The organism is Adhaeribacter sp. (assembly GCF_057359045.1).
The window spans coordinates 50,323-63,766 of record NZ_JBMQUD010000004.1 but is presented as its reverse complement, the minus strand read 5'-3'; the positions used below and the strand labels follow the sequence as shown (position 1 = coordinate 63,766).

Sequence of the window (13,444 nt, the reverse complement as noted above, 5' to 3'; positions counted from 1 at the left end):
GGCCGAAGTATGGCTATGCACATTATTAGGGGCAGGCTTTTTATAGGATAATAGGCTTAAAAAAAAGATAGTTTTACCTTTCCTGGTTAAAGCTAATATGAAGTCCAAAGGCTATATTTTATCTACTTTTAAAGTAGGAAACTTTAGAAAATACTTTATAGCTTAATAATATAGCCTCAAATTAAAAACCTCAGCTTTAATTGTAAGGATATTTAATTGTAATTTTTGCTTCGATCAGTAAAGTAAGCTTTTCCTGAATAAACCCCTTTTGCAACATCTCCATTTGCTAATTTTAAAATAAAATGGATGTTTAAATTTTCTTCCTTTTTTTCAACCGAAAATGCCCCGCCTACTATATCAATGTTAAGGCCATTAATTTTGCATGATCCATTAAATTGGAAAGGCAGCCTTTTGTTAAGATCCGATAAAGAATACTGATAAACTCCATCGGTGAGGTGTGTAGTGCCAGAACTGGAAATAGAAAGCCATATAAAAGTTTTTGCTTTGTCTAAATCTTTACTATCACTCAAGAGATCCAATTCAAATTTAGACTTTACGCCATAGGATTCATTTGCAATGATAGAAGATGTAAGAGGCCACTCTTTAGAACCAATTGAAAAGGTATTTTCGGTGATTATTTTAAAGCTGCTAATGAAGCAAAAGGTAATTAGAAGAGAGAGGGATACAATTAAGTTTTTCATAGCTTTACTTATTACATTTTGTTAGTTATTAATATAGTGTATATTATCATGATGCTTCATTTAATAAAAAGGTTGCCTTGCATCAATAACTTTCTAAAACTAATTCCAAAATATCAAGATAAAGCTTTCCCCTAACGGATTATGCTTTGCGGTGGCAGAGCTACCGTAAAGCTCGTGTTGTATGGAGCTGATTTAAAAAAAGGAGCCAAACCGTTTTGTTCGATTGAATTTAAGTATTCTATTTTGAAACTTGATAGAATCAATTGTCCCGTTCTGATTCAGTATATGTACTATATAATTTACCCTTACGATATCCTCCTGATTTTCCAATTCTTCTATTCTATATTTTCGTCCCATATGAGTAGAAATTGCCATATAATCATTATACCCACTAAAGTTTAAAGCGGAAAATCTTAGTGTATCATTTACAGTATTAGAAAATATTACATTATCATTAGAATTAAGAATATTGAAATGAAAGTATGTAATAGCCTTTCCTTTATCAATTGGCGTTCTTACATTAAGTAGGGGTGTATAAATATTTCCCCTTTTGCTGTAATTTATAAAAAGAAATGGGAGTCTGATGAACTTCTGTTTCTTGTCAAGTTGAAACTCAATTTCAGAAGCTGTGTTGCTTCTTATAAGATTCTGCTTTGATAATTCATCCCATTCCTCCCATGAGGAAATGTTTTGATAAACAAAGCATCCGCTTAATGGACTGAAAATTAAAATGAAAATTATGTATCGGAATATTTTCATGATTACAGTTACATACAATGTACTTGGCTAAGGCACGCTTTAGTGTGCTTTAGGTGTGGTTAGACGAATGTTATTCTATACTATTCATAATTTCTTCCTTTACAGGAGGTAGAAGGTGAAATTCTTTTGAGCCCTTTTGAAATTCGGCTATTATTAATTGCTTGTCCAGCATTATATTGGAATAATTTCCTAAAAAGCAATTAAACAAATTATCTATTTCTTTTTCTCTTTCTAATTCTGATAACTCACTTTCCAGGTTAAATAAATTTTCAAAATCTTTAGGTTCTCTTCTGAATATATTGCCAATACCTTTAACAAGTTCTTTTGAAACAGAATAATCTTTACCCCATATGTCTTTAATATATGTTTTGATATTCAGGTAATATAGATTACTGTAATTAGATTTTTGAAGGCTTAGAACTAAAATGCAATCCCCTGATTCTTTAAACCAAGCGGAATAAATATATTTGAACCCATTAGCCTTAGCCACCTTATTGAAAATACTTTTAAATTGTTTATTGTCCATAATTTCGTCTAACGGCTGGGCTAAAAAACGTTTTAATGGTTTTTAGCTAGGGTTATAGGAGGTTATTTTTATTTCTTTATAAAGAGGAATTCTTGTTTCTCATTCATTCCAGATGGGTTCCTAAATATAAGATTGCCGTCCTTTATCTCAATTCTTCTTTCTCTTGGCTTAAAACCATTTCTTGGGTTAAAGTCTTCAACAATTGTGATTTTATTATTGAATATATTTTGCACAGCTACAGTGGTTTCAATTCCCTTTGTTTTGAACTCAATAACTTCTACAGTATTCTTAGGTTGATTTTTTCTTCTTTTCTTTAATTCTGAAAACTCAAATTTCACCATACCTTGTTGGTCGGTTTTCTTATAGACCTTAGCTTCATTTACTGCGACTTCAAAATCAGTAAGAGGTTTTCCATTTTCATCAACTAAAGTGATGACTACAAATTTTTGCCCGTCTATTGTTTGTCCATCTACTTTGCTTTTTGTTTTAATAAATCCGACTGAGTCAAATAAAAACAAGTTGTTCTGGTTTATCCTCCATTTTCCAGTTTCTTTTATGGTTCCATTGACCATAGCGGGTCTTAAATAAGTAAATGATGAATCTTGATTTAATGTGAGGGAATACTTAAATCCCATTCTTTCGTGAATATATTCTCCAGTTTCAAATTGGAGAATAAATGACAATAAGGAAAGTAAGAGTATTGAAAGGATCTTCATTTTTATTTTATTTAATGCCCTATAACGGGCCGCGGCTAAAAAGCGTTTTAATGCTTTTTAGGTAGTGTTAGGCGCTTTTATTTTTATTACTTTTTCTTATTCCCGCAAGCAGCACAAAATAAAGCCTTAGTGGTTCTATATGGTTTGCCACAATTCTCACATGGTGGTCCATATTGCTCAATTGTATGATGCATGATAGCATTTGGTTCAGTCTCTTCAAATCCTGTCACTTCTTTATAAAAATCCAGCATTGGTTTGAAACTCTCTTCTCTGGTCATACCAGATTTTCTCCTTTCAAATGCTTCTCCATATAGTTTGTATGCTGTAGCATATTCTTCTTCATCCAACATTGGGATTTCCATTTTACACCGCCAGCACCACAAGTTTTTCATTCTTGGATTTCTTTTACTTCCTCTACCTGGGTATCCATTATCTTTCTCATAAGAATGAAACAAAATTTCACTCCTTCTTTTTCTGAAATCATTTCGTTAAGAAATATTTTAGATTCATCATTATAAGCTTCAGGAAAACTTATTGTCAAGTAGGTCATTCTTTTCTTTTTTTCTTCCCAAAACCGGTACTTGACTTCTTGATGTCCTTCGTATTTTTTTAAGAATCTATCAATTGTTAATCCTTCTCGATACCAATTAATGATAGGTTTATTAATCCAAACTGCATCCCAGGAATTAAAAAATGGAAAGTGAGATACAACATTCCTTACAAATTTGAATAGCTCACTTCCAATTTCAGATTCCATTGGTGGTCTAGCAGTTTTTAATTGCTCAATCACTTGTTTAATTGGTTCGTAGTTTAGCAACTCTGTATAAATTGCAAATGCTTGTTTGATTTTCGAAAACCTTTCCCACTCATCCTTTTTCCAATAATCATCTTCCATAACTTCATCATACAAATCATAAAAACGATTGTATGCTAATGTTAAGAATTCTAACTCTGTACTATTTGGTTTTAGGTCTTTCATCTAATTGCCCCTAACGGGCCGCTGCTAGGGCACGTTTTAATGGGCTTTCGTTTGTGTTACCTCTCGTTTTCATTCTAAGATTTTAACTATAAAATTCGAAGTATCTGTTTCCATTTTACCCTTCTCTAGCAGATAGGCTATGGCTTGAATACGATATTTACCTGGTTTTAGAATTTTGGAGGTCCAACTAATAAAAGTAGAATCAGGATCAGAATATACAGTATCTAGTTTTATAGTTTCAACAGTTAAATTTTTGATTACATAATATTGCCTTAACCCTAATTCTTTATGATAAGATGGGTCTGGAGTAATCCAGCCTTGAGAAAAGGTTTCTCCTTTTTTGGCTTTAATAACTTTATTAAAAGTTGCTTGAAATATTCGTCCCTTTTTTTCTAATAGGTTACCATCAATACCATATTTTCTATAATACATAACCTTACCTCTTAAATCATAAAATTCAAATTTTTTGAGTTTAGTAGAATATGGTACTATCCACCATTTGCCATTCCTCAAGACTGCTGTTGAATCTTGAAAACCGTCATAAAACTCTAGAAAATCACCAAATTTTTTTCCATTCACATAATAAGACTTAGATTTAACAATTCCACTCGGGTAATACTCGTCTACATAACCTGAAATCGTGTCGTTTTTGTAGACAGCTCTAGTTTGCAATCTCCCTAAACTATCATAACTATCTACTTCTCCATTTTTCTTGCCATTAACAAGGAGTGCTTTCATTCTTAGGGTATTGGTTGCGTCATAAACAAACAAGGTATCACCTATTATCTCTTCTCTTAATTCTCTTTCTTTTTTAATGGTGCAAGACATGTAAGAGAATATAATGATTATATAAATTGGTATTCTATATTTCATTTAATGAGAGGTAACGGGCCGCTGCTAGGGCACGTTTTAATGTGCTTTAATTGTTGTTGGCAGATGTTATTCTTTTTCTTCTATGGCTAACGTTTGGGCTATTATGACTAAATTATCATCTTCCAAGGGTTGCCCGGAATTTCCAAATGGGTCTAAGGATAAATAATAAAAGCCATTTTCCAATTTTACCAAAACTATGTCAGAATAGTAAGCAGTACCAAAGTCCTCATTCAAACCTACCTCCACCACTTGGCCAAATTTTAATTCTACTTTGCACTTTATAAACTTTTTCTTTTCTGCTGGCTTTCTTACAATCAAACCCACGGTAGCAGTCGAATTGCTGGTATTTATATAATCTAGGTTTACCTTCAATGCAGTAATTTCACCATCATTCAGTACATATCCTTCAAGCAAGTCTTCTAATTGCATAGTTTTAAATATCTACAATAGCTACCAACGGACTGGGCTATGCGGCGGAGCTGCCGTATAGGTGTGGTTAGTGGCACATGCTTCTTTATGTGCATAAAAGGCATTTTTTTCTAAGAAGAATAAGCACATTACAAAAGATCTGCGATTTCTGATATTAAGCAGTAAGCTCCAATAAGAAATAAAATTAAAGCACTTATAAATACTCTAAGTCCACTGTAAAAAAGAGAATTATCCCGGTCATATTTATAGAACCTTTGAATTTTCATTCCTATAACCCCTACAGCTATACAGAGGACACTTATTATAGTAATTCCAAAATCCATTACAACATCAAACTAAATTTATTCTTAGTTCTACAATCATAAAAAAATACAAGTAAAATAATAACTTCCTTATTCTTTTCTAGTATTGCCACTAACGTTCTTGGCTATGCGGCTGCATAGCTGCCGTATAGGTGTGGTTGGCAGTCGTATTTTCTATAAAACAGTTAAAATAAAGGATTCCATAAAGGTTAAAAGGTTGGTTTCCTTCGTCCTGGTACACACATTTGTAGTTAAGTACTCGTCCGTTTTTTCCTCTTTTAATAGTGGTGATAAAAGTTTCGTATCAGATTTATAGGAATAAATTAAATAAGTTCTTCCTTTTTTAAAATCATTCCCGCAATCTGCACCACCCGCTGTTGTTATTATAGTAACAGGTTCCTTTTTAAGTAATCCTTTATATTTTTTTAATACCTCAAACTTAAACTCATACCTTTTATAATCTATTTCGGTATTAAAAGTGGTTTTTTCTCTTGATGTAATCTCTTTCTTCTCCTTTAGCCTGCCTTTGAAGACTACATCTGATTGTTTAAAGTTTTCTTTTATTCCAACACCCCCGCAAGAACAGGAGAAAGCAAAGGTGCTGGTAAATAAAAGTAAGCAAAGTAAGAGTAAGTATTTCATCTTTTAATATGCCTGCCAACTATTATGTATACGTAATAATTACGTTTATATCGCCTTTGAAGGTAAGCAACTATAGTTGTACAAGTTATTGATAATTATTGACTTATGACATTTTGATGTTTTCCATATTTGCTTAGCCAATTACGGTTACAGAATTTCAGTGATACTTTTTACTATTTCCAACTCAGAGGTTTAAAGGAATATTTAAGATATTAAATATTGATGCTATTGCAGTTACAATATATAAAATTTGCTATTGACTAACAACTATAGAAAGTATTAAATTGGTTGTTCTGGGTTAAAAAAAAACAGCTTATCAGTTGCCGAATAATCCCGTAAAGAGGGGTAAAGTGCAGGTAATACAAAACGGTTTAAATGTGTGGTTCAGTAAATTAAGAGAAATATGTATACTGTTTAACCTTGCAGTAAATCGTAGCATTGTTGGGCAATTTCTAACTCTTCATTTGTAGGAATAACCAATATTTTTACCCGGGCCTGCGCCGCATTTATTTCCCGGATTTCTTTTGCGAGAGATTTATTTTTTTCGGGATCAAAGTACAAACCCAGGTATTCCAGTTGGCTGCAGACCCGCTCCCGGATTTGCGTATCGTTTTCGCCGACGCCGGCCGTAAAAACCAGAGCATCTAAGCCGTTAAGCACGGCGGTGTACGCGCCAATATATTTTTTAATGCGGTAAGCGTATAAATCGTAGGCCAGGTTGGCTGCTTTATCGCCGGCAGCTATGGCCTTGCTGATGTCACGCATATCGCTGTGGCCGGTAAGGCCCAGCATACCGCTTCTTTTATTTAGTAAATTATTTACTTGTTCCGGGTTGTAGCCCAACTGGTTTATTAAATGAAAAACCACCGACGGATCGATGTCGCCGGAGCGGGTACCCATTACCAAACCCGAAAGCGGGCCAAAGCCCATGCTCGTATCTATTGATTTGCCGCCATCTACAGCAGCCATGCTACAACCATTGCCCAGGTGCACGGTAATTATTTTGGCGGCGGGGTTCTCTAAATATTGCCTGGCTTGTTGCGCCACGTACTTATGGCTGGTGCCATGAAAGCCGTATACCCGTATGCCCAGTTCGGAATAAAAATTTTCGGGTAAAGCGTACCGGAAAGCTTTTTCCGGCATGGTCTGGTGAAAAGCCGTATCGAAAACAACTACCTGTTTGGCCAGGGTAAATAATTTTTCGGCTACTTCAATGCCTAAATAATTAGCCGGGTTGTGCAATGGGGCCAAAGGAAATAATTTTTTAATGTCAGCTTTAACCTCCGGGGTAATAATGGTAGTAGCCGCAAAACGTTCGCCGCCGTGTACCACCCGGTGCCCCACTACTTCTATTTCGGCCGGATTTTTAATAACGCCCCAAGCGGCATCGGTTAGTAATAAAACAACTTCCTGCAAACCGGCTTCGTGGTCGGGTAAATCGGCGGAGCGCCGGATTACTTTCTCTTCGCCGGCAGCGCTATAAATTTTGTGGGTAATCTGGGCATTGTCTAAGCCGATGCGCTCAACTAAACCGCTGCAAATGGGCTGGGGGGAGGGCATCCGGAATAATTGGTATTTTATAGAACTACTCCCGGAGTTAACAACAAATATGTGCATGTTTGTTAATGTGCTAATTTAGTTGATGTGCGGATATGCTAATTTGATAATATGCTGATTGCTGATTTAAAGAAGTGCCGCAATGTAAATCAGGATACTTTAATTGTTCTGATTTTTACGATTGATAATGCCGGATTATTTATTCTGATTTAGAATCATTATATTTTCAAATTAACACATTAGCACCTTAAAACTATTCCTGACTCTGAATAGCCGTAATTATAACAGTATTAAATATATCATCCACGGTACAACCCCGGCTTAAATCATTTACCGGTTTGTTCAGGCCTTGCAGCATGGGGCCAATGGCCAGGGCACCAGTTTCGCGTTGTACGGCTTTGTAAGTGTTGTTACCGGTATTCAGGTCCGGAAATATAAGTACGCTGGCCTGGCCGGCCACCGCTGAATTAGGCATTTTTTGCTTACCTACTATTGGGTCGACGGCAGCATCGTACTGAATGGGGCCTTCTACCATTAAATCGGGGCGTTTCTGTTTTACAATTTGCGTGGCAAGGCGCACTTTTTCCACTTCGGCGCCCTCGCCGGAAGTGCCCGAAGAATACGACAACATGGCTACCCGCGGCTCAATGCCAAAACGCCGGCTGCTTTCGGCCGAAGAAATGGCAATTTCGGCCAGTTGTTCGGCAGTAGGGTTGGGGTTAACCGCGCAATCGCCAAATACCGAAACCCTATCCGGGAGGCACATAAAAAATACCGATGACACAATAGAAACGCCGGGTTTGGTTTTAACAAACTGCAAAGCCGGCCGAATGGTGTGCATGGTAGTATGTACGGCACCCGAAACCATGCCGTCGGCGTGGCCTTTGTACACCATCATGGTCCCGAAGTACGATACATCCGTCATTAAATCATAGGCCATGTCCAACTCTACATTTTTATTTTTCCGGAGTTCGAACAAAGTCTGAACGTAATCTTCGTAATATTCAGAATTTACCGGGTCAATTATTTTTAACCGGCTCATATCCAGTTGCAGGCCCAGGCGTTTTACCGCTGCGGTAACCTGGCCCGGATCACCCAATATGGTTAAATCTACAATGTCCTGATTTATCAGCCGGGCGGCTGCCGTTAAAATTCGGTCGTCGTTACCTTCGGGCAATACAATGTGTTTGCGTTGGCTGCGGGCCCATTTTACCAATTGGTACTGAAACATGTGCGGCGTAATGCCTTCGGGCTGAAACGTAATTATTTTCTCGTCGAGGGCTTGCAAATCCATGTATTTTTCGAAAGTTGAGATAGCCAACTGTATTTTTTGTGGGTTATCGGCCGAAATACGGGATTTAATTGCTCCAATTTGGGTGGTGGTATGGAAAGTGCCCGTACTAACCGCAATAATAGGCACAACCGTTTGCAAACCTTGGATTAACCGCAAAATGGGTTCTTCGGGTTCGGCGCCGGCGGTAAGTACAATGCCGGCTACTTTGGGGTAATTCACTGATAGATTGGCTTGCAAGGCACAAATAATAATATCGCCGCGGTCGCCGGGAGTAACTATGAGTAAATTGTCTTTAATGTGGTTTAAGAAGTTGGGCACCTGCATGGCCCCGGTCACAAAATTATCGACCTGATTGTTTAATTCGTGCTCGCCAAATAATAATTTCCCGCCAATGTTTTCGTAGATTTCTTTCATGGTGGGGTTCAGCAAGTTTGGGTCTTCGGGTATTACGGCCAGTATTATATCGGGGTCCAGTTGGGCCCTTAGCAGTTCCCGCACATCATCGGCCAAATTAACTTTTACTTTATTTGCTACCACGGCCAGTACCTGTACTTCCCGGGCATCAAAATTGCGCAGCACTGTTAAAGCTTCGTTAATGAGTTGGGCAGTATTTTTGCCTTCGCCGGACACCACAATAATAACCGGCACGCCCAGATTTTTAGCAATGGTTACATTGGCATCAAACTCAAAAGCAATGCCCTGGCCCAGAAAATCGCTGCCTTCTACTACCGTAAAATCGTAATTTTCTTCAAGGGCTTTGAACTTGGTAATTACCTTATCAATAATGGTGCTTTGGTCGCCGGCTTCAATGAGTTGCATTACCTCCTGGCGGGTAAAAGCAAACGTATCTTCGTAGTGAATGGGTAAATTAAAATAAGAAAGAATGGTATCTATGTGTACATCCCGCTTCTCGTGCAGATTATTATTGATAATTGGTTTGAAATAGCCAACTTTCTGGGCTTTGGTTAAGAGCATATTTACCAAACCCAAGGCAACAACAGATTTACCACTGTAAGGTTCGGCGGTAGCAATAAAAATGGTTTTGGTCATAGTTAATCAGATTTGGGCGCGAAAGTAAACCGCACCATGCCGCCACAACATGATAAGCCTCATCTGGCGGCATGATTTAACCCTATTAAACTGCCGAAGAACGTTCTGGGTTTAATTTGGCCGGTTTTAACCCTGATCTAAATACAAGTTTAGGCGTTAATTAACCAAGAATTAATTTTGCTGTAGTTAAAATAAAAGGGGACAATGCTGTAGCGCATAATTTGCAAACCTCTAAAATTTAGCGGCTTACACATAAAACAGCTGTTTAAACAGAGATTAAATAAAAAAACCGGCCACCTTAACAGTTGTAGCCGGGTTTTTAAGGAAGCTGTTTCGTACTTTATCAATGATCTTAACGTTTGACCTGGCCGCGTGTTTTCACCATAGCCGTTAGTCTAAGGAATATTTTAGAATAATTCACGCTTGCTCAAACTAGCTTGTAATTGGTAGGAGCTTATAAAAGGAAGTTTGCAACTTCCGGACAGTTTAAAACTGGCCTTTATTAATTGGCACAAGTTATGATTCATTAAACTTACGCTATCTCTAGCATATTACCCCGCCAGCTATAGTGTTTTCACCGACAAGTAGCCCGTCCGGTAAAAGCTAACTGTTGGCATGGGCGATGTTAACACCACCCATGCCAACAGTTAGCCCATTTAGGAAAACACGAAACAAGTTCAAGAATAAATTTTAGTTTAGGTTAAATTACTTACAGGCGCGGTTATAATTTTCGACAACGGTGCCCACCTGTTTAAACTTTTTTAGATCGGGTTTGTCTTTGGCGTAATCTGTAAATGCCGGGCAATCGCCGAACAAAGAAGCAAACTCTTCTTCGTAGTTTTTCCTTTTTAGTACAAAGGGCTTGCTGCCGGTTTTAAATACTACGTAACTTGCTTCGGCTTCTTTTAATTTAATACTGGCCATGGTGGTAGAACTTTCGCTACCCGTGGGGTTATTAAATAATTTAATTTTTTGGCCGTTAAGCAGCCGTTCCATAAACACCTTTTTACCCGCTTTATGAGGGTGTTCTTTGCTTTCGTAATGCACGTAATTTTTATCAATGGTAGTCAGGTCGTAATAATCGCGGAGCAAGGCGGGGCGTTTTTGGGTAAAAGCTAAGATTTGGTCGGGCGTGTACTTGGTTTTTGTACCCTTGGGGTCGTGGTAATTAATTTGGGTAATGTAATTGGCTACGCGCGTAACGGCAACTTTACCCCTTAAAGTATCTTGCGCTGAGGTAACAATATAACCTTCAACTGGTAAAAAAATAGGTTCAGAATCGGTTACCATTTGGGCCGCCGTCGGTAATTTAAAAGCAGCAATTGCCGCCAGCATGAATGCAGTTTTTAAAATTTTCATAGTTTTTTTATTAGGTTAGTTTGGTGGTAATCAGGTCAGAAAACAACTTTAAAGTAGGTATTCAAAAACCCATTTAGAGTTGATTATTTTAAAGATGAGTTAGCAAATGATAAGCCAGAAAAGATAAAACTTTAAGTTAAAGCCAAAAATTAAGTATTAATCCGGTAAAAAATATAAATATTAAGCTAAAATCAACTCAAAACTCGACCGCTGAATTATTTAAAACAGGTACTCCGATCGGGTGAACCGGCTAAAAATAATTATTAAGCAGTTGCTGAATTTGTTTTTACCGGTGGATGTGAGCCAGCTGGTTAAGTACGCACGCGCAAATTATTCAGAAAAAAACCGCTAGAATAGCAGCTTTAGCCAACTTTTTACGTTTAAACCCCAGAATTAGGCCAAGGTTAAAATTACCCTTACCTTTGGAAAGCTTATTAACCCTGAATATTGCGTGAAAATAGCCGTTAATGCCCGCTGTTTGTTGTCTGAATCAACCAACCCGGTCAGCCGGTTTACGGAAGGTTTATTAGAATATTTGCCCCTGAAATTTCCACAACACCAATTCTATTATTTCGCGGATAAGCCTTTGCCGGCCAAATTTACTTCCCGGAGTAATGTTACAGCGGTTATTCTAAAACCCAGCGGCAGTTATCCTATTTTGTTGCATTGGTGGTTTCAGTTAAGCCTTACCAAAGCCTTGCGTAAAATAAACCCAGAAGTGTTTTTATCGCCGGATGGCTTAACCAATTTTAAAACCAAAGTGCCGCGGGTAACTTTTACTCCGCTTACAGCCCAAAATGCAATCCCTGATTTTCCAAAATCTTTTCTGCAAAAATACCGTGAACGGTTTGTGCCTAAATCGGCGCATTTCTCTGAAAAGGTGCTGGTTACATCCCGCGCAGACCACGACCGGGCAATGACGCAATTCAAAATAAAAGAAGATAAAATTTCGATAATATTTCCGGCGGTTAATGCGGTGTTTAAGCCGATTAAACCTATGCAACAAGTTTATATCCGGGAAAAGTTTACGAGTAATGAAAGCTATTTTTTAGTAACGGGCTTTACCGAACCAAGCCCCGGCCTGCATTTGCTGTTAGAAGCTTTTGATTTATTTAAGCAGCGGACCGGCAACGATTTAAAACTTGTTTTTATAACCAAACTGCACCAGGTAAAAAAGCGCCGCAAATATTTACGCAGCCAGGTACATTACCCCGCCGATTTACTCTTTCCGGGTAAAATAAATGCGCAAACGTTAGCCGACCTATACGGGGCTGCCGTAGCTACTTTTTACTTGCCGGGCGCTGCTGATTATGGTTTGCCTTTACTGGAGGCCCAAAGTTGCCACAGTCCGTTAATTACCTTAGCTACCGGAGCAGGTACTGAATTAGCAGCAGAAAGTGCCTGGCTTATTCAGGAAAATTCAGCAGAAGAAATATTTCTGGCCCTGGAAAAACTGTACCATTACCCGGAAGTTCGGCAGGAGCAAATTAAGCGAGGCAACTTAAACGGGCAGCGTTTCAGCTGGGCTCAAAATGCGCAACAGTTAATGGCGGTGCTTCAGGAAGTAATAAAAACCAATGCCAATGCCGGTACGTCTGTTTAAAACGCCTGGGTTGGTGCAAAGTTTGTTGCCCGGGTTAACTTGGCGTGGCCCCCGGCAGCACCAAGTTATTTACCTTACCTTCGACGATGGCCCCATACCCGAGGTTACCGAATTTGTTTTAAACGAGTTGCAACAATACCAGGCTAAAGCTACTTTTTTTTGTGTAGGCGATAACCTCCAAAAACATCCGGCGGTGGCTACCAAAGTTGCCGCTGCCGGGCACGTACTGGCCAACCATACGCAAAACCATCTGCGTGGCCGCACCACGCCGGCGCCGGAATATTTAGCCAATATTAACGCCTGCGATAAAGCTTTAGAACAAATTACTGGAAATCAATTTAAAAAATTATTCCGGGCACCTTACGGCAGTTTTACCCGGCAGCAGTATAAATTAATAAAACCCGATTACCAGCTCATTATGTGGGAGGTACTTACTTACGATTTTGATGCCGCCCTGGCGCCGGAAATTTGTTTAGCCAAAGCCATTAAAAACACCCGCGCGGGTTCTATTGTTGTTTTTCACGATAGCCTGAAGGCGCGTCGTAATCTGGAATTTGTTTTACCGCGTTATCTGGCGCATTTTCAGGCACTGGGTTACCGGTTTGAGGCTTTATGATAGTATCGGTTGTTTATTTTTGCCTTTTTTTTGGCATA

At 38.3% G+C, this 13,444-nt stretch carries 13 protein-coding genes; 2 read left to right on the top strand and 11 right to left on the bottom strand.

What is annotated here, in order from left to right; translation table 11 throughout:
* Positions 1-212: 212 nt before the first annotated feature.
* The 11 genes from ACO1R6_RS00950 to ACO1R6_RS00900 all read right to left on the bottom strand — a co-directional run bounded on the left by ACO1R6_RS00950 (position 213) and on the right by ACO1R6_RS00900 (position 11,187).
* Positions 213-701: a hypothetical protein gene (locus tag ACO1R6_RS00950; protein ID WP_486261555.1), complete on the bottom strand. Its 489-nt coding sequence runs from the start codon at positions 699-701 to the stop codon at positions 213-215.
* Between the two features lie 829 nt (positions 702-1,530).
* The gene (locus tag ACO1R6_RS00945) at positions 1,531-1,986 is read right to left on the bottom strand and encodes a DUF4304 domain-containing protein (protein WP_486261553.1); all 456 of its coding nucleotides are present in this window, start codon (positions 1,984-1,986) and stop codon (positions 1,531-1,533) included.
* A 68-nt stretch (positions 1,987-2,054) separates the two neighbouring features.
* The gene (locus ACO1R6_RS00940) at positions 2,055-2,702 is read right to left on the bottom strand and encodes a hypothetical protein (protein WP_486261551.1); all 648 of its coding nucleotides are present in this window, start codon (positions 2,700-2,702) and stop codon (positions 2,055-2,057) included.
* An 86-nt stretch (positions 2,703-2,788) separates the two neighbouring features.
* Positions 2,789-3,052: a hypothetical protein gene (locus ACO1R6_RS00935; protein ID WP_486261549.1), complete on the bottom strand. Its 264-nt coding sequence runs from the start codon at positions 3,050-3,052 to the stop codon at positions 2,789-2,791.
* A gap of 38 nt (positions 3,053-3,090) precedes the next feature.
* Complete coding sequence (locus ACO1R6_RS00930) at positions 3,091-3,681, bottom strand: hypothetical protein (RefSeq protein ID WP_486261547.1); 591 nt, start codon at positions 3,679-3,681, stop codon at positions 3,091-3,093.
* Positions 3,682-3,750: 69 nt separating this feature from the next.
* Positions 3,751-4,509, bottom strand: a complete 759-nt coding sequence (locus ACO1R6_RS00925) for a toxin-antitoxin system YwqK family antitoxin (protein ID WP_486261545.1) — start codon at positions 4,507-4,509, stop codon at positions 3,751-3,753.
* A gap of 111 nt (positions 4,510-4,620) precedes the next feature.
* Positions 4,621-4,983, bottom strand: a complete 363-nt coding sequence (locus ACO1R6_RS00920; RefSeq protein WP_486261543.1) for a hypothetical protein — start codon at positions 4,981-4,983, stop codon at positions 4,621-4,623.
* A gap of 476 nt (positions 4,984-5,459) precedes the next feature.
* The gene (locus tag ACO1R6_RS00915) at positions 5,460-5,927 is read right to left on the bottom strand and encodes a hypothetical protein (protein ID WP_486261541.1); all 468 of its coding nucleotides are present in this window, start codon (positions 5,925-5,927) and stop codon (positions 5,460-5,462) included.
* A gap of 414 nt (positions 5,928-6,341) precedes the next feature.
* Positions 6,342-7,544, bottom strand: coding sequence for an acetate/propionate family kinase (locus tag ACO1R6_RS00910; RefSeq protein WP_486261539.1), 1,203 nt, complete (start codon positions 7,542-7,544; stop codon positions 6,342-6,344).
* Positions 7,545-7,737: 193 nt separating this feature from the next.
* Positions 7,738-9,828, bottom strand: coding sequence for a phosphate acetyltransferase (gene pta / locus ACO1R6_RS00905; RefSeq protein WP_486261537.1), 2,091 nt, complete (start codon positions 9,826-9,828; stop codon positions 7,738-7,740).
* Between the two features lie 705 nt (positions 9,829-10,533).
* Positions 10,534-11,187, bottom strand: coding sequence for a hypothetical protein (locus ACO1R6_RS00900; RefSeq protein WP_486261535.1), 654 nt, complete (start codon positions 11,185-11,187; stop codon positions 10,534-10,536).
* A 451-nt stretch (positions 11,188-11,638) separates the two neighbouring features.
* Between ACO1R6_RS00900 and ACO1R6_RS00895 the strand changes: the two genes are divergently transcribed.
* On the top strand, positions 11,639-12,790 hold the full coding sequence (locus ACO1R6_RS00895) for a glycosyltransferase (protein WP_486261533.1): 1,152 nt from the start codon (positions 11,639-11,641) through the stop codon (positions 12,788-12,790).
* Positions 12,771-13,406 (top strand): polysaccharide deacetylase family protein, encoded by a 636-nt coding sequence (locus ACO1R6_RS00890; RefSeq protein WP_486261531.1) that lies wholly within the window; start codon positions 12,771-12,773, stop codon positions 13,404-13,406. Before ACO1R6_RS00895 ends, ACO1R6_RS00890 begins: the two co-directional genes overlap by 20 nt.
* The last annotated feature ends 38 nt before the right edge of the window (positions 13,407-13,444 follow it).

Excerpts from the sequence above, each read along its gene's own strand:
- ACO1R6_RS00950 (WP_486261555.1), bottom strand. The coding sequence starts at position 701 with ATGAAAAACTTAATTGTATCCCTCTCTCTTCTAATTACCTTTTGCTTC.
- ACO1R6_RS00945 (WP_486261553.1), bottom strand. The coding sequence starts at position 1,986 with ATGGACAATAAACAATTTAAAAGTATTTTCAATAAGGTGGCTAAGGCT.
- ACO1R6_RS00940 (WP_486261551.1), bottom strand. The coding sequence starts at position 2,702 with ATGAAGATCCTTTCAATACTCTTACTTTCCTTATTGTCATTTATTCTC.
- ACO1R6_RS00935 (WP_486261549.1), bottom strand. The coding sequence starts at position 3,052 with ATGTTGGATGAAGAAGAATATGCTACAGCATACAAACTATATGGAGAA.
- ACO1R6_RS00930 (WP_486261547.1), bottom strand. The coding sequence starts at position 3,681 with ATGAAAGACCTAAAACCAAATAGTACAGAGTTAGAATTCTTAACATTA.
- ACO1R6_RS00925 (WP_486261545.1), bottom strand. The coding sequence starts at position 4,509 with ATGTCTTGCACCATTAAAAAAGAAAGAGAATTAAGAGAAGAGATAATA.
- ACO1R6_RS00920 (WP_486261543.1), bottom strand. The coding sequence starts at position 4,983 with ATGCAATTAGAAGACTTGCTTGAAGGATATGTACTGAATGATGGTGAA.
- ACO1R6_RS00915 (WP_486261541.1), bottom strand. The coding sequence starts at position 5,927 with ATGAAATACTTACTCTTACTTTGCTTACTTTTATTTACCAGCACCTTT.
- ACO1R6_RS00910 (WP_486261539.1), bottom strand. The coding sequence starts at position 7,544 with ATGCACATATTTGTTGTTAACTCCGGGAGTAGTTCTATAAAATACCAA.
- pta (WP_486261537.1), bottom strand. The coding sequence starts at position 9,828 with ATGACCAAAACCATTTTTATTGCTACCGCCGAACCTTACAGTGGTAAA.
- ACO1R6_RS00900 (WP_486261535.1), bottom strand. The coding sequence starts at position 11,187 with ATGAAAATTTTAAAAACTGCATTCATGCTGGCGGCAATTGCTGCTTTT.
- ACO1R6_RS00890 (WP_486261531.1), top strand. The coding sequence starts at position 12,771 with ATGCCGGTACGTCTGTTTAAAACGCCTGGGTTGGTGCAAAGTTTGTTG.